Genomic DNA, 15,516 nt, shown 5'->3' with positions numbered 1-15,516 from the left:
GCGTTCCTCCAGAACTCCGTCGTCCTCCGTGAGCGCTCACATCCTGGCACGTGAGCGCTCACTCTCGCAACGTCCGCGCGCGCCGCCCTTCTCGCCTACCCCACCAGTCGAGACACCCCGCTCAGTTCTCCCGGCCGGTCACGAACTGTCGTCCGGAGCAACTACAGCCGACCGTTCCTGACCGGTCGACGTCCTACGCACGACAGGTCGTGACCGTGCGACGAACGAGGGCGACGACGACGTGCGATCCATCGGCGCCCCGCACCCGCGCACGTCCCGACCACCCACCGCCCCGCACTCGCGCGTGTCCTGACCACCCACCGCCCCGCACTCGCGCGTGTCCTGACCACCCACCGCCCTTCACCCGCGCATGCCGGCTCGCCGGACCGTGCCACTCCGAACGGCCGCGCCCGGTGCGGTCACGACACCCCGCTGCCTCCCCGCGGCGCGGTCACGAACTGTCAGCTGGAGGCACCCCGGGCGCCGGTTCATGACCACTCGGGCATGGAGGAACGGGGTGTCGTGACCGCTCAGTGCAGACCGCAACGCGAACCGGAACCGGCATCGGCACCGGCATCGGCGCGACGGCGCGGGGCGGGCTACGCGCCGGCGGTGCTCTCGCGGATGACGAGGGCCGGGGTGACCGTCGCCGAGGCGGCCGCACCGCCGTCGATCAGACCGAGCAACGCCTGCCCGGCCACGCGCCCGAGCTCCTCGAGCCGCAGGTCCACCGTCGTCAGCGGCGGCCTCGAGGCGAGCGCCATCACGTCCCAGTCGTCGTACCCGGTGACGGCGACGTCCTCGGGGACCGATCGCCCGAGCTCCCGCAGCCGATCGCACACGCCGCGGGCGATCTGGTCGCTGCCGCACACGATCGCGTCGACGTCGGGCGACTGCCGCGCGAGCACGTCGACGGCCTGTCGCCCCCACCGCTCCGACCACTCGCCGAACAACGGCGGCGTGACCAGTCGTGACCCGAGCACGGAGGCCGCTCCCGCCACGCGACGTTCGGCGGAACGGTGGCGCGCGGGCCCGGTGACGACGGCGACCCGCTGCCGCCCGAGCGTCAGCACGTGCGAGGCGACGAGCGCGGACCCGGCGGAGTCGTCGAGGGTGATCGACACGTCGTCGGCCGAGGTCGACGGCGTGAACGCGTACACGACCGGGATCGCCACGTCGATCGGCGGTCGCGGGTCGGCGGAGCGTCCGGTCACGATGATGCCGTCGACTCCGCGGGCTGCGAGCGAGCGGAGGTAGTGGGCCTCGCGGACGTGGTCGTCGCGGGTGTCGCAGAGCAGGACCGCCATCTGCCCGGCGGACAGGGCGTCCTCGGCGCCGAGGAGCACCGGGATCGAGAACCGACCGAAGGAGTCGGTGGTGATCATGCCGACCGTGTAGGTCCGACCGGAGGACAGCGCACGGGCCCGGGCGTCGCCGACGAACCCGAGCTTCTCGGCGGCGTCCTTGACCCGTGCCCGGGTGGAGTCGCGGAGCTGTCCGGTGCCGTTGAGCGCCTTCGACGCCGTGCCGATCGACACCCCGGCGAGCGCGGCGACGTCGGTGATCCGGACGGGTTGCGTGCTGCGGTCGGCACCGGTGCGCTCGAGGGTCACGGCAAGTTCCTTTCCGGATCGCGGGACGTGACGATGAGCATACGCAGAAAACTCAGCACTGCTCTTGCGCGGCGAAGACCAGTGTCGTAACGTCCACCGCAGAAACCGTTTTCCGGAGCGCTGCACGAACGGCGGCTCCGGGACGGTCCCAGTCACATCGCAAGGAGGCGACATGACCACCACGCTCGCGACCGACAGCCGTGCGCACACCGCGACCCCGGTCCTCCCGACCGCCGACGCGCACCTCACGCTTCGGCCCCTGCCGACGGGCGACGCCCGGATCACCGGCGGCTTCTGGGCACTCCGGCAGGAGCGCAACGGCCGTGACGCGGTCCGCGGCGGGTACGCCCTGCTCGAGACCGCCGGCAACTTCCGGAACCTGCGCATCGCCGCCGGGCTCGAGGAGGGCGAGGCCACCGGCCCGATCTTCATGGACTCGGACGTGACGAAGTGGCTCGAGGCGGTGGCGTGGGAGTACGGCCGCGCCCCGTCCGAGGACCTGCTCGACCTGCAGCGCGAGGTCACCGCCCTGTACGCCCAGGCGCAGGCCGACGACGGCTACCTCGACTCCGTGCAGCAGATCCGTGGGAAGGGCGAGCGGTACACGGACCTCAAGTGGAGCCACGAGATGTACTGCGCCGGCCACCTGTACCAGGCGGCCGTGGCGCAGCACCGTGCGACGGGCGACACCGGCCTGCTCGAGGTCGCGATCAAGAACGCCGACCACCTGGTCCGCACGTTCGGCGACGGCACCGCCCCGGACGGCACGCCGAAGACCCGCGACGTCGACGGCCACCCCGTCGTCGAGATGGGGCTGGTCGAGCTGTACCGCGAGACCGGCAACCGTGAGTACCTCGACCTGGCGCACTGGTTCGTCGACGCCCGCGGCACGGGCATCATCGAGCGCGCCGGCGGCGAGCCGACGTACTTCTCCGACCGCGTGCCGAGCCGACAGGCCACGACCGTCGAGGGCCACGCCGTCCGCGCCGTGTACCTGGCAGCCGGCGCCGTCGACGTCGCGATCGAGACCGGCGACACCGAGCTGCTGGCCGCGAGCGAGACGCAGTTCGCGGACATGATGGCCACGAAGGCGTTCATCACCGGCGGACTCGGGGCGCGCTGGGACTGGGAGGCGTTCGGCGACCCCTACGAGCTGCCGACCGACCGTGGCTACGCCGAGACCTGCGCGGCCATCGGCGGTGTGCAGTGGGCGTGGCGCCTGCTGCTCGCCACCGGCAAGCCGGTCTACGCCGACGCGATCGAGCGCCTGCTGTACAACGCGTTCCTGGCCGGCGTGAGCCTGGCGGGCACCGAGTACTTCTACGTGAACCCGCTGCAGCAGCGGGACCACGCGCACCAGGACGAGAACCGCTCCCCCGCTCACGGGCGCCGCGGCTGGTTCGACTGCGCCTGCTGCCCGCCCAACATCATGCGCACGTTCGCGAGCCTGGACGGCTACCTGGCGACCGCGACCGACGGCGGCCTGCAGATCCACCAGTACGCGACGGCGGACCTCGGGCCGGTGTCGGTCGAGACCGGGTACCCGCACGACGGCCACGTGGTCGTCACGGTCACCGAGGACGGCCCGCTCGCCCTCGGCCTGCGGATCCCGGTCTGGTCGGACACGACGACGGTGCAGGGACCGGACGGTACGGCGCACCCGGAGCCGGGCACGCTGCACGTCGTCGACCGGCACTGGACCGCCGGGGACACCGTCGAGCTCGTCTTCGACACGACGCCGCACCGGTACGTGGCCGACACCCGCATCGACGCCGCCCGCGGTCAGGTCGCCATCGAGCGCGGCCCCCTCGTGTACGCGGTGGAGCAGGCGGACCAGCAGGGCTTCACGGTCGACGACCTGACGGTCGACGCGGTCGCACCGATCACCGAGGAACGTCGCGACGACCTGCTCGACGGCATCGTCACGCTGCGCGTGCCCGGACACGCCCCGGCCGGACACGAGCAGGCATCGTGGCCGTACCAGCGGCTGGACGCGACCCGGTCTGGAGGCGCGGATCACGCCGTGGACGCGACCAGCGTCGACGACGCGGCCGGCTCGCAGGGCGCCACCACGGACCTCCCGGCCGTCACCGCGACCGCGGTTCCCTACTACGCCTGGGCGAACCGCGGGGCTGCGCCGATGCGCGTGTGGCTCCCGCTGGCGCGGTGACGTGATGGACCGCAGAGCGTTCCTGGTCGGCGGTGTCGCCGGCGGCGCAGCACTCGCCCTGGCAGGGTGCTCCGGCACCCTGCCCAAGGTCGACGCGGAGGTGGCGAGCTTCGGGAAGGACGCGACCGGCACCGTGCACGTCTGGTGCCGGTCCGCGACCCAGGCCGGACTGACCTCGGCCGTGGCCGGGTTCAACAAGGCGAACCCGAAGCTGCAGGTCGAGCTGACCCCGGTGCCGGACGGTCAGTACGTGACGAAGCTCGCGACGGCCATCCGCGGCGGTGAGCCGCCGGACGTCGTGGACATCGACGACATCAACTCGCAGCTGTTCATCTTCCGCGAGGCGTTCGCCGACCTGACCGACGTCGTCAAGGGCCTCGACTACTTCGACGCGATCTCGCCGGGGCACCTGCGGCTGCTCGAGTACCGCGACCGGTACTACGGGCTGCCCTACCTGGCGGACAACTCGCAGCTGTTCGTCAACACCGAACTGTTCGACCGGGCCGGGCTCGACGTCGAGGAGTCGACGAAGGACCTCTCCACGCTGCTCGACGCGGCGAAGGCCATCCGGAAGCTCGACGATGACGTCTACGGGTGGTCGATCTCCGGCAACGCCGCCGGCATCATCGGCTTCGTCACCCAGCCGCACGTCTGGGCAACGGGTGTCGACATGATGTCCGGCGAGGTCGGCTCCCAGACGGCGAACATCACCGGCAACGAGGCCCTGGAACGGATGCTCGAGTTCTACCGGCAGCTCTGGAAGGACGGCGCGCTGTCGAAGGCGACGTACTCGGACGCCGGCACCACGTGGGGCGCGGACTTCCGGGCCGGCAAGGTCGGGATCTTCCCGACCTCGTACGGCGCCACCGTGCCCGCGGCCACCAAGGCCATGCGGGCGAAGATGCAGACGGTGCTCATCCCGTCGTGGGACGGCCAGCGGTCGTTCTTCGACGGCGGCGACAACATGTGCATCCCGAACGGGGCGGCGAACCCGTCCGGCGGCTGGGCGTTCATGCAGTACGCGAACGGCCTGCAGCAACAGCAGGCCCTGCCCGACGGCGGCTACTTCCCCACCCGCTCGGACGCCGCGACGCCCGAGTACCGCAAGCGGTTCCCGTTGGCGTTCGGCCCGCTCGACGCCATCGACAAGGGCTACGCGCCGCAGACCCTGGCGTACAACCTGCTCAACAACCAGCCGTCGTCACCGTACTTCGCGATGTTCCGCGAGGCCGTGTTCGGCTCGGGCACCGCTGCCGCGATGAAGACGGCGCAGGCGGACTACACCCGCATCCTCGACCAGGTCCAGGCCTGACCGTCGCTCGCTCGCCTGTTCGCTCGTTCGTTCGCTCGTTGCACAGAGAGGTGCAGACATGACCACCATCTCCAACCGACGGACCGGCGCCGGCCGCCCCACCGTCGGCCGCGGCGCCGGCCGCCCGGGCCGCCAGGGTCGCTCGGGTCCGTCCCGCGGGTCGCTCACGCACCCGCCGCGCGCCGGCGCCGTGCTCGTCACCCCGGCGATCGTCTTCGTCGCGGTGTTCGTCCTCGCCCCGCTCGTGTTCGCGCTCTACATCTCGTTCACGAACTGGCCCCTGATCGGCCCGTACCGGTTCATCGGGCTGCAGAACTACCTGACGCTGTTCCAGGACCCGACGTTCGTGCACGCCATCGGGTACACGCTGCTGTACACCGCGATCGTGACGGTGCCGATCCTGGTGCTCGGCTACTTCTTGGCGGTGCTCATCCGGGCGCGGCGACGGGGCAGCACCCTGCTGCGGACGGTGTTCTTCCTGCCGTACGTCGTCGGCCTGACGACGCTGTCGTTCATGCTCGTGCTCGAGGCGCAGCCGAACTCCGGAGCCGTCAACATGGTGCTCCGCTGGCTCGGCATCACCGACGGCAGCACCGCCTGGCTCGTCAACGGCCCCCTCGCCACGCTGCTCATCTGCGTGCTCGTGGTCTGGGCGGTGTCCGGCCTGACGATGGTGCTGCTGATGTCGGCCATGCAGGGCATCCCCGACGAGGTGTACGAGTCGGCGCAGCTCGAGGGCGCGTCCTGGTGGCAGACCGAACGGCTCATCACCCTGCCGATGATCCGGTCGACCATCGCCCTCAGCGCCATCATCTCGGTGATCGGCTCGCTGCTCGCGTTCAACCAGTTCTACATCCTGACCCAGGGCGGGCCGGGGACCGAGACCACGACGATCGTCAACGCGATCTACAACCGTGGCTTCGTCAACCTGCAGCTCGGCGCCGCGACCGCCGAGTCGATCGCCCTGGTCGTCGTCATCGCCGCCGTCACGGTGTTCCAGTTCTGGGCACTGCGAGAGAAGGACTGAGCCATGAGCACCACGACCTCCCGTGCCGGCCTCGCGGCGCCGGACCTGTCCACCCGCACGCTGACCACCACCGGCGACGGACGCCGTCGACGACACCACCAGGGCAGCGTCCGGCACCCCCGCGACACCGCCGTCAAGCGCACCCTGTACGTGATCGCCGGCGTCGGGTCGGTGCTCGTCTTCGGTGTCCCACTGCTGTGGTCGATCCTGCGGGCGTTCCAGTCCGAGGCCGTCATCACGCAGGCCGCCGACCCCGCGACCTTCTTCCAGCTCGGCTGGCAGAACTTCGCGGCCGTCTTCAGTTCGTCGTCGCACCTGCTGACCGGCGTGTTCAACTCGTTGATCGTGTCGATCGCCACCGCGGTGCTGACCGCCGTGATCGCCACGATGGCCGGGTACGGGTTCGCCCGCTTCCAGTTTCGCGGGTCGGGCATCGTGTTCGGTCTGGTGCTGCTGACGATGATGGTGCCGTTCCAGGCGATCCTCACCCCGCTGTACCTCGAGATGAACGCCATGAAACTCACGAACTCGCTGCTCGGGCTCGTGCTGTTCTACACGACGGTGAACCTGCCGTTCGGGGTGTTCGTGATGCGGAACGCGTTCGAGTCGATCCCGACCGAGCTCGAGGACTCGGCGTTCGTCGACGGGGCCTCACGCTTCCGGGTCGTCGTGTCGGTGCTGCGCCCGCTCCTGCTGCCCGGGGCCGCGACCGCTGCGCTGTACGCGTTCCTGGCGTCGTGGACCGAGTTCCTCGGGGCGCTGACGTTCCTGACGAAGGACTCGCTCTACACGCTGCCGGTGGCGCTGCTCAACCTGCAGACCGGGGCGTACGGCCAGGTGTCGTACGGCAACCTCGTCGCCGGGTCGGTCGTGGCGATGATCCCGTGCATCGCGCTCTACGTCGGGCTGCAGCGGTTCTACGTCGCAGGCCTGTCGTCGGGCGCCCTGAAGGGCTGACGGTCGGGTCGGCCTCGGGTCGGTGCGAGGTTGACACGGCCCCGCACCGTGCGCCCCTGCCCGGCCGGTGCGAGGTTGCTCGCTCGGTGAGGGGCTGTAGCGCCGCACCGAGCGACCAACCTCGCACCGGATGGGCAAGGCGGCACCGTGCGCCGCTGCCCCGCGCACGGCAGAACGTCGCCCCGGCCGGAGAACCCCGCACCGTGCGCTCTACGCCGACCGGCGCACCACGAGCTCGGGCGCCAGCAGCGTCTCGTCGCGCGGCTCGCCCTCGACCAGGGCCCGCACGGTGTCGAGCACCCGCTCCCCCATCGCCCGGAAGTCCTGCCGCACGGTGGTCAGCGGCGGGGTGAAGTGCGCGGCCTCGGGGACGTCGTCGAACCCGACCACCGCGATGTCGTCGGGCACGCGCAGGCCCTCGTCGGCGAAGGCGTGGAGCACCCCGAGCGCCATCTGGTCGTTGCCGGCGAACACCGCGTCGACGGCCGTCACGTCGATGTGCCGTGCGGCCGCGAACCCGCTCCCCGGGGTCCAGTCGCCGTCGAGCACGACGGGCTCGAGGCCGGCGTCCTGCATGATCCGGACGTACGTGGCACGGCGCACCTCGGACTCCTGCGACACCGGTGGTCCGGCGATGTGCACGATCCGCCGGTGCCCGCGCGCGAACAGGTGTTCCATCACGAGCGACGTCCCCGCTGCCTGGTCGATCGCGACCGCGGCGACGGTCGACGCCGCCGGGGTCCGCACGGCGTCGCGCTGCACGGCGTTCGACACGACGACCGGCACGGTGACCGGCACGGTGAGCGACCCGAGGGCGTCGAGCACCCGGTTGTCCGCGGCGACGAGCACGATCGCGGCGACGTCCTGCGCGAGCAGCGTCGTGAGTGCACCGGACAGGTCGGACGGCGTCGGTTCCTCGGGCAGGGTGGAGAGCAGCACGTGGTACCCGGCCGACCGGGCTGCGCGTTCGAAGCCGATCGCGGTGCTCGACGGACCGTACAGCGCGTCGCCGGCGGTGATGATGCCGAGCGCGCGGCTCCGCCCCCCGGCGAGTGCGCGGGCGGCGGCGCGGGGCCGGTAGCCGAGGTCGTGGACGGCGTCGGTGACCTGCGTGCGGAAGGCGTCGCGGACCGTCGGGTCGCCGTTGATGACGCGCGAGACGGTCTGGTGGGAGACGCCCGCGCGCTCGGCGACGTCGAAGATCGTCGGAGCCTTCCGGCGTTTGCCGCCCGTGCCCCCTGGGGCGGTCGTGGTCGTCACGAGGCCAACCGTACCGCGCAGTCCGGCCCGCGCGGCAAGATCGCGAAACGGTCAGGTCGAGTTGACACCCCGTTACGAAAGCCCCAGTATGTGAGCGCTCACACGAGCACATCCCTCGGGGCACAGCAGCCCCGGCACCTGAGCGCGTCGAGGACGACGCGAGAGGAACAGAGGTACTTCGATGACGAAGCGCAGGATCATCGCGGGCGTTGCAGCCCTCGGCATCGCGATCGCACTCGCCGGCTGCTCGGCCGGTGGCCGCGCGTCCACCGACGGCGGCGGCAGCAGCAACGACAACAAGGGCGCCCTCGTCGGCGTCGCCATGCCGACCAAGGTCTCGGAACGCTGGATCAAGGACGGCGACGCCGTCAAGAGCGACCTCGAGAAGGCCGGTTACAAGGTCGACCTCGAGTACGGCGACAACAAGGTCCAGCAGCAGGCCCAGCAGGTCAGCAACATGATCACGAAGGGCGCGAAGGTCCTCATCATCGCGTCGATCGACGGCGGAGCCCTCTCCGACCAGCTCGACGCCGCCGCCAAGGCCGGCATCAAGGTGATCTCCTACGACCGCCTGCTGACGGGCAACAAGAACGTCGACTACTACGTGTCGTTCGACAACGAGAAGGTCGGCGTCGACCAGGCGACCAGCCTGCTCACCGGCCTCGGCGTCCTCGACGACAAGGGCGAGAAGACCGGCGAGAAGGGCCCGTTCAACATCGAGGTCTTCGCCGGCTCGCTCGACGACAACAACGCCAGCTTCTTCTTCAACGGCGCCATGAAGACCCTCAAGCCGTACCTCGAGGACGGCACGCTGAAGATCCAGTCCGGTCAGGACCAGCTCTCGCAGGCCGCCACGCAGCAGTGGGACCCGGCGACCGCCAAGGCCCGCATGCAGAACCTGGTCGCGAAGTCGTACTCGGGCGGCACCACGCTCGACGGCGTGCTCTCGCCGTACGACGGCATCTCGATCGGGATCATCTCGGCGCTGCAGGGTGCCGGCTACGGCACCAGCGACCGTCCGCTGCCGATCGTGACGGGCCAGGACGCCGAGGCGGCCTCGGTCAAGTCGATCATCGCCGGTCAGCAGTACTCGACCATCTACAAGGACACCCGCAAGCTCGCCAAGCAGTCGGTCACCATGGCCGAGGACCTGCTCACCGGTGACAAGCCCGAGGTCAACGACACGAAGAGCTACGACAACAAGGTCAAGGTCGTCCCGACCTTCCTGTTCCAGCCGACGGTCGTCACCAAGGACAACTACAAGGAAGTCCTCGTCGACTCGGGTTACTACACCGAAGCCGACCTGAAGTAGTCGCAACCCACCTGTCGGACAGGAGGCACGGGTCGACCCCGCCCCGTGCCTCCCGTCCGCCCCATCCGCGCGCCACGGCGCGCACCACGGAAGGCGGTCGACGTGACGGACACGATCCTCGAGATGCGTGACATCACCAAGACGTTCCCCGGCGTGAAGGCCCTGCAGGGCGTCTCGATCGAGGTCGAGCGTGGACAGGTCCACGCCATCTGCGGCGAGAACGGCGCCGGCAAGTCGACCCTCATGAAGGTGTTGTCGGGCGTCTACCCGCACGGCTCCTTCGAGGGCGAGATCCTGCTCGACGGCGCACCTGTCTCGTTCGCGAACATCAACGACTCCGAAGCCGCTGGCGTCGTCATCATCCACCAGGAGCTCGCGCTGAGCCCGTTCCTGTCGATCGCCGAGAACATCTTCCTCGGCAACGAGCGGTCCAAGGGCGGCTTCATCGACTGGAACAAGACGAACCTGGCAGCCGCCGAGCTCCTGCAGCGCGTCGGCCTCAAGGACAACCCGGTCACGAAGATCGTGGACATCGGTGTCGGCAAGCAGCAGCTCGTCGAGATCGCGAAGGCGCTGTCGAAGAAGGTCAAGCTCCTCATCCTCGACGAGCCCACCGCTGCCCTGAACGACGACGACTCCGCGCACCTGCTCGAGCTCATCCGCTCGCTGCAGGCCGAGGGCATGACGGCGATCATCATCAGCCACAAGCTCAACGAGATCAAGGCGATCGCCGACAAGGTCACGATCATCCGCGACGGCAAGACCATCGAGACGCTCGACATGCACGCCGACGACGTCTCCGAGGACCGCATCATCCGCGGGATGGTCGGCCGCGACCTGTCGAACCGGTACCCCGAGCACGAGCCGAAGATCGGCGAGGAACTCCTGCGGATCGAGGACTGGACGGTCCACCACCCGCTCGACGGGTCGCGCGAGATCATCCACCAGGTCGACCTGAACGTGCGCGCCGGCGAGATCGTCGGCATCGCCGGACTCATGGGCGCCGGGCGGACCGAACTCGCGATGAGCGTGTTCGGCCGGTCGTACGGATCCGGCATCAGCGGCACCGTCTACAAGCGCGGCGAACCGATCAAGACCCACACGGTGTCGCAGGCGATCGACCACGGCATCGCGTACGTCACCGAGGACCGCAAGCGCTACGGCCTGAACCTGATCGACGACATCAAACGGAACATCTCCGGGTCGGCGCTCGGCAAGCTCGCCAGCTGGGGCTTCGTGAACGCGTCCGAGGAGACCACGGTCGCCGGGCAGTTCCTGAAGAACCTCAACATCAAGGCGCCGAACGTCGACGTCATCACGGGCAAGCTCTCCGGCGGCAACCAGCAGAAGGTCGTCCTGTCGAAGTGGATGTACACCGACCCGGACGTGCTCATCCTCGACGAGCCGACCCGCGGCATCGACGTCGGTGCGAAGTACGAGATCTACACGATCATCAACAGCCTCGCGGACCAGGGCAAGGGGGTCATCGTGATCTCCTCGGAGCTCCCGGAGCTCCTCGGCATCTGCGACCGCATCTACACACTCTCCGAGGGCACCATCACCGCCGATGTGCCCCGCTCCGAGGCCTCCCCAGAGGTCCTCATGCAGTACATGACCCAGGAACGGGAGACCCCTGTCAATGAACGCGCTTAAGTCCGCCGCCGGCTACCTCACCGGGCAGCTCCGACAGATCGGCCTGTTCATCGCGCTGATCGTCATCGTCGTCTTCTTCCAGGTGACGACCAACGGCATCACCCTGGCCCCGATCAACGTCTCGAACCTGATCGTCCAGAACAGCTACATCCTCATCCTCGCCATCGGCATGGTGATGGTCATCATCGCCGGGCACATCGACCTGTCCGTCGGGTCGGTCGTCGCCTTCACCGGCGCCATGGCCGGCGTGATGATCACGCAGTGGCACATCCCGTGGCCGATCGCCGTCGTGCTCTGCCTCGTCGTCGGAGCGCTCGTCGGCGCCTGGCAGGGGTTCTGGATCGCCTACTTCGGGATCCCGGCGTTCATCGTCACCCTGGCCGGCATGCTCGCCTTCCGCGGTGCGGCGCAGATCGTGCTGCACAACCAGCAGATCTCGCCGTTCCCGGACGGGTTCCGTGCCCTCGGCTCCGGCTTCCTGCCGTCGTTCGGCACCACCGGGTACGAGCCGCTCACGATGATCCTCGGCTTCGCCGCCGCGGCCGTCATGGCCGTCACGGCGTTCCGCGGCCGGGCCACCCGCCGCAAGTACCAGCTCGAGAGCGAACCGTTCGCCTGGTTCATCGTGAAGCTCGTCTTCGGCGTCGTGCTGGTCGTCTACGTGGCCCTGCTGCTCGCGAGCTACAACGGCACCCCGATCGTGCTCGTCATCCTCGGCGCACTCGTGGTGATCTACTCGGTCATCATGCGGAGCGCGGTGTTCGGCCGCCACGTCTACGCCATCGGCGGCAACGCCCTGGCCGCGCAGCTGTCCGGCGTGAAGACGAAGCGCGTCACGTTCATGCTCTTCGTCAACATGGGGGTCATCTCGGCCCTGGCCGGCGTGGTCTTCACCGGTCAGCTCAACCTGGCGGCACCCGGTGCGGGCAACGGCTTCGAACTCGACGCCATCGCCGCGGTGTTCATCGGTGGCGCAGCGGTCACCGGCGGCATCGGCACGGTCCCCGGCGCCATCGTCGGTGGTCTCATCATCGGTCTGCTCAACAACGGTATGTCGATCCTCGGCGTCGGCACCGAGTACCAGTCGCTCATCAAGGGCTTGGTCCTGCTCGCCGCCGTCGCGTTCGACGTGTTCAACAAGCGTCGGGCGGCTGCCGCGCGCAAGTAGGGGCGTCCGCGGTCGCGTTCGCGGTCGCTTGGTGAACAGAAAAGGTCGGGTCCTCTGTGGGGACCCGACCTTTTCTGCTCACGATCGCGACGCGACGGCCCAACCCCTGGCCGGGAGGCGCAGGGTTCCGTCCCCGAGATCGGCACCGCCCGCCTCCACCTGCGTCGCATCCGCCGCGGGCACCTCGACGGGATCGGCCGACAGGTTCAGGGCGGTCACCACGGCCGCGTCCGACGTCGCGGTCCGCAGGACGACCGCCGTGTTCGTCAGGTGCACCACGTCGGTGTGCGCCCGGTGCAACCACGGGTTGCGGCGGCGCAGGGCGATCAGGGCCTCGTACGCGTGCGTCAGGTCCCCCGCTGCGGGTGGTGTGTCCGGGAACTCCGGTCGGACCGCGTCGTCGCCACCCTCGCGTTCCTCCTTCACCCCGGTCCAGCCGTACTCGTCGCCCGCGTAGACGATCGGGGTGCCGGCGACGGTGAACAACACCGCGGCCGCGTGCCCGGCGAACTGCTCCCCCACGGCGCTCGCGATGCGGGTGACGTCGTGGTTGCCGATGAAGGTCGTCGGGGCGAACGTCTCGAGCAGGGCGTCGTGCCGCTCGATCGCGTGCGCCAGCTCGTGGCCGTTGCCGTCCGCGATGCCGTGCCAGATGCCCTGCCACAGTTCGTACTGCGTCAACGAGTCCATGGTCGACTCCCGCGCGATCGCCGCCGCGTCGCCGTGGATCACCTCACCGCTGAACCACGCGTCCGGGAACCGCTCCCGCACCCGCGGCAGCACCCTGGCCCAGAACGCCGGTGGCACCGCGTACGCAGCATCGAGGCGCCAGCCGTCGATCCCGCGCTCCAGCCAGTGCGTCATCACCTGGACGACGAGGTCCTCGGTCGCTCGGCTGTCGTGGTCCAGCGCCACGAGGATGTCGTGTCCCTCGAACAACCCGACGGGAACCGGCTGCCCCGGCGTCCACCCCGACCAGTCGATCGCGAACAGGCCAGCGGTCGCCGCGTCCGGTCCCTCTTCTTCGAGCGCCCGGAACGCCGGGTGCTCACGGCCGACGTGGTTGAAGACACCGTCGAGCAGGACCCGGACCCCCCGCTCGTGCGCCCCGGACACCAGACGGTCGAAGTCGGCGTCGTCGCCGAGCCGAGGGTCGATCCGGAAGTGGTCCACCGTGTCGTAGCCATGGGTGGAGCTCGCGAACACCGGCCCGAGCACCAGGCCGTTCAAGCCGAGGTCCACCACGTGGTCGAGCCAGGGTTCGATGCGGCCGAGACGGTGCTCGACGGCGCGCTCCTCGACCGGCACTCCCGGGCGGACGTCCGCCCCGACGAACCCGAGCGGGTACACGTGCCACCACATGACGTGCGGCACCCAGGCGGGCTCGGGCGGACGGGAGGGTGCGGTGTCGGTGCTCACCGCTCCGATGCTGCCAGCCGCGCCTGTGCTGGGCGCTCCCGTGCTGGGAACGGACAGGGACGGCAGGACGAGGATGTGGGCATGGGACGTGCGATCAGGACGGAAGCGGACGCTGCGGCGGCGGAGTCGGCACAGGCCGATCGGACCTGTGCGTCGTGCGGCCGTCGGATGCCGTCGACGGCGGCGCCCGAGGCCAAGTGGTGTTCCCGTGCCTGCCGTCGCCACGGAGTGGACCGGACGGACCTGGCCCTCGAACAGCGCATCGACGAGCTGCTCGCCGCACGGGCACGAACCTCGAGCATCTGCCCGTCCGAGGTCGCGCGGTCGCTCGAACCGGACGACTGGCGCCCGCTCATGGAGCCCGCCCGTCGAGCGGCCCAGCGCATGATGGCGCGCGGCGAGGTCGAGATCACCCAGGGCGGCTCCGTCGTGGACCCGTCGACCGCGAAGGGCCCGATCCGCATCCGCCGCCCGCGGTGAGGGAACACGTGTCGTCCAACCTCGGTTGGGGACGGGGATGACTGCAACCGGATCGACCGAACCGACCTCCGCCCAGCCCCGAGCCCTCGTCGTGGGAGCGAGCGGCATCACCGGCTCCGCCCTGGTGGGCCACCTGCTCGACCTCGGCTGGGACGTGACCGCGCTGTCCCGCCGACCGCTCCCCCTGCAGGACGTCCGGACCGTCGCCGCGGACCTCCGCGATCCTGACAGCCTCGGCGCCGCGCTGGCAGACGAACGCCCCACGCACGTGTTCTTCACCGCGTGGCAGCGGCAGGAGACCGAAGCCGAGAACATCCGTGTGAACGGCGGCATGGTCCGCGACCTGCTCGCTGCACTCGCGCATGCTCCGCTGGCGCACGTCGCGCTGGTGACCGGGCTGAAGCACTACCTCGGCCCGTTCGAGGCCTACGCCGCCGGCGAGATGCCGGACACGCCCTTCCACGAGGAAGAACCCCGCTTGGACACCCCGAACTTCTACTACGCGCAGGAGGACGAGCTGTTCGCCGCCGCCGAGCGCCAGGGCTTCACGTGGTCGGTGCACCGCTCGCACACCGTGATCGGGCACGCCGTCGGCAACGCGATGAACATGGGCCTGACGATCGCGGTGCAGGCGACCCTCGCGAAGGAGCTCGACCTGGACTTCGTGTTCCCGGGCAGCGAGGCGCAGTGGAACGGCCTGACCGACATGACCGAGGCGGGGATCCTCGCCGAGCAGATGGTCTGGGCAGCGACCGCACCCGAGGGTGCCGACGAGGCCTTCAACATCGTGAACGGCGACGTCTTCCGGTGGCGCTGGATGTGGCCGCGCCTGGCTGCACACCTCGGCGTGGACCCGGCCCGTGTGGTCGGGTACCAGGACGAGCCGCGACCGCTCGAGCAGCAGATGGCGCCGTACGAGTCGGAGTGGGCCGGCATCGCCGAGCGACACGGTCTGGCCGAGGCGGACATCACACGGCTCGCCTCGTGGTGGCACACCGACGCCGACCTCGGTCGCGCGATGGAGGTCGTCACCGACATGGGGAAGAGCCGCGAGGCCGGGTTCACGGCCTTCCGCCGGACCGAACGCGCGTTCGCCGACCTGTTCGCGCGCTACCGGGCCGACCGACTCATCCCCTGAGTCGTCG

12 protein-coding genes are annotated in these 15,516 nt (G+C 69.9%); 9 read left to right on the top strand and 3 right to left on the bottom strand.

Annotation, left to right across the window (positions count from 1 at the left end):
• Positions 1 to 599: 599 nt before the first annotated feature.
• Positions 600 to 1,613, bottom strand: a complete 1,014-nt coding sequence (locus ITJ69_RS04425) for a LacI family DNA-binding transcriptional regulator (RefSeq protein ID WP_194672112.1) — start codon at positions 1,611 to 1,613, stop codon at positions 600 to 602.
• A 172-nt stretch (positions 1,614 to 1,785) separates the two neighbouring features.
• Between ITJ69_RS04425 and ITJ69_RS04420 the strand changes: the two genes are divergently transcribed.
• Genes ITJ69_RS04420 through ITJ69_RS04405 form a run of 4 tightly spaced genes read left to right on the top strand, consistent with a single transcriptional unit; the run spans position 1,786 to position 7,079 of the window.
• Positions 1,786 to 3,783 (top strand): glycoside hydrolase family 127 protein, encoded by a 1,998-nt coding sequence (locus ITJ69_RS04420; RefSeq protein WP_194672111.1) that lies wholly within the window; start codon positions 1,786 to 1,788, stop codon positions 3,781 to 3,783.
• Positions 3,784 to 3,787: 4 nt separating this feature from the next.
• The gene (locus ITJ69_RS04415; protein WP_194672110.1) at positions 3,788 to 5,095 is read left to right on the top strand and encodes an ABC transporter substrate-binding protein; all 1,308 of its coding nucleotides are present in this window, start codon (positions 3,788 to 3,790) and stop codon (positions 5,093 to 5,095) included.
• A gap of 58 nt (positions 5,096 to 5,153) precedes the next feature.
• Positions 5,154 to 6,122, top strand: a complete 969-nt coding sequence (locus ITJ69_RS04410; protein WP_123938482.1) for a carbohydrate ABC transporter permease — start codon at positions 5,154 to 5,156, stop codon at positions 6,120 to 6,122.
• Positions 6,123 to 6,125: 3 nt separating this feature from the next.
• The gene (locus ITJ69_RS04405; RefSeq protein ID WP_159572352.1) at positions 6,126 to 7,079 is read left to right on the top strand and encodes a carbohydrate ABC transporter permease; all 954 of its coding nucleotides are present in this window, start codon (positions 6,126 to 6,128) and stop codon (positions 7,077 to 7,079) included.
• Positions 7,080 to 7,289: 210 nt separating this feature from the next.
• On the opposite strand, the gene ITJ69_RS04400 is transcribed toward ITJ69_RS04405, so the two are convergent.
• The gene (locus ITJ69_RS04400; protein ID WP_123938481.1) at positions 7,290 to 8,339 is read right to left on the bottom strand and encodes a substrate-binding domain-containing protein; all 1,050 of its coding nucleotides are present in this window, start codon (positions 8,337 to 8,339) and stop codon (positions 7,290 to 7,292) included.
• A gap of 181 nt (positions 8,340 to 8,520) precedes the next feature.
• Here ITJ69_RS04400 and chvE point away from each other — a divergent pair, with 181 nt between their 5' ends.
• The 3 genes from chvE to mmsB all read left to right on the top strand — a co-directional run bounded on the left by chvE (position 8,521) and on the right by mmsB (position 12,472).
• Entirely contained in the window at positions 8,521 to 9,651 is a 1,131-nt protein-coding gene (chvE, locus tag ITJ69_RS04395) for a multiple monosaccharide ABC transporter substrate-binding protein (protein WP_111086261.1), read from the top strand.
• Between the two features lie 102 nt (positions 9,652 to 9,753).
• The gene (gene mmsA, locus ITJ69_RS04390; RefSeq protein WP_194672109.1) at positions 9,754 to 11,304 is read left to right on the top strand and encodes a multiple monosaccharide ABC transporter ATP-binding protein; all 1,551 of its coding nucleotides are present in this window, start codon (positions 9,754 to 9,756) and stop codon (positions 11,302 to 11,304) included.
• Positions 11,291 to 12,472, top strand: a complete 1,182-nt coding sequence (gene mmsB / locus ITJ69_RS04385; RefSeq protein ID WP_111086259.1) for a multiple monosaccharide ABC transporter permease — start codon at positions 11,291 to 11,293, stop codon at positions 12,470 to 12,472. The genes mmsA and mmsB overlap by 14 nt, the downstream gene beginning before the upstream one ends.
• Before the next feature lie 78 nt (positions 12,473 to 12,550).
• On the opposite strand, the gene ITJ69_RS04380 is transcribed toward mmsB, so the two are convergent.
• Positions 12,551 to 13,891 (bottom strand): alpha-amylase family glycosyl hydrolase, encoded by a 1,341-nt coding sequence (locus tag ITJ69_RS04380; protein ID WP_235035882.1) that lies wholly within the window; start codon positions 13,889 to 13,891, stop codon positions 12,551 to 12,553.
• A 228-nt stretch (positions 13,892 to 14,119) separates the two neighbouring features.
• Here ITJ69_RS04380 and ITJ69_RS20315 point away from each other — a divergent pair, with 228 nt between their 5' ends.
• Together ITJ69_RS20315 and ITJ69_RS04370 are read left to right on the top strand one after the other, a co-directional pair.
• Positions 14,120 to 14,371: a DUF3253 domain-containing protein gene (locus tag ITJ69_RS20315; protein ID WP_235035881.1), complete on the top strand. Its 252-nt coding sequence runs from the start codon at positions 14,120 to 14,122 to the stop codon at positions 14,369 to 14,371.
• A gap of 37 nt (positions 14,372 to 14,408) precedes the next feature.
• Positions 14,409 to 15,509, top strand: a complete 1,101-nt coding sequence (locus tag ITJ69_RS04370; RefSeq protein ID WP_194672107.1) for an SDR family oxidoreductase — start codon at positions 14,409 to 14,411, stop codon at positions 15,507 to 15,509.
• Positions 15,510 to 15,516 lie beyond the last annotated feature (7 nt).

Source organism: Curtobacterium sp. VKM Ac-2887 (genome assembly GCF_015350935.1).
Classification (GTDB): domain Bacteria; phylum Actinomycetota; class Actinomycetes; order Actinomycetales; family Microbacteriaceae; genus Curtobacterium.
The sequence above is the reverse complement of the archived record's forward strand: the minus strand, read 5'-3'. Positions and strand labels throughout refer to the sequence as shown.

Excerpts from the sequence above, each read along its gene's own strand:
- ITJ69_RS04415 (WP_194672110.1), top strand. The coding sequence starts at position 3,788 with ATGGACCGCAGAGCGTTCCTGGTCGGCGGTGTCGCCGGCGGCGCAGCA.
- ITJ69_RS04420 (WP_194672111.1), top strand. The coding sequence starts at position 1,786 with ATGACCACCACGCTCGCGACCGACAGCCGTGCGCACACCGCGACCCCG.
- ITJ69_RS04405 (WP_159572352.1), top strand. The coding sequence starts at position 6,126 with ATGAGCACCACGACCTCCCGTGCCGGCCTCGCGGCGCCGGACCTGTCC.
- ITJ69_RS04410 (WP_123938482.1), top strand. The coding sequence starts at position 5,154 with ATGACCACCATCTCCAACCGACGGACCGGCGCCGGCCGCCCCACCGTC.
- mmsB (WP_111086259.1), top strand. The coding sequence starts at position 11,291 with ATGAACGCGCTTAAGTCCGCCGCCGGCTACCTCACCGGGCAGCTCCGA.
- ITJ69_RS04370 (WP_194672107.1), top strand. The coding sequence starts at position 14,409 with ATGACTGCAACCGGATCGACCGAACCGACCTCCGCCCAGCCCCGAGCC.
- chvE (WP_111086261.1), top strand. The coding sequence starts at position 8,521 with ATGACGAAGCGCAGGATCATCGCGGGCGTTGCAGCCCTCGGCATCGCG.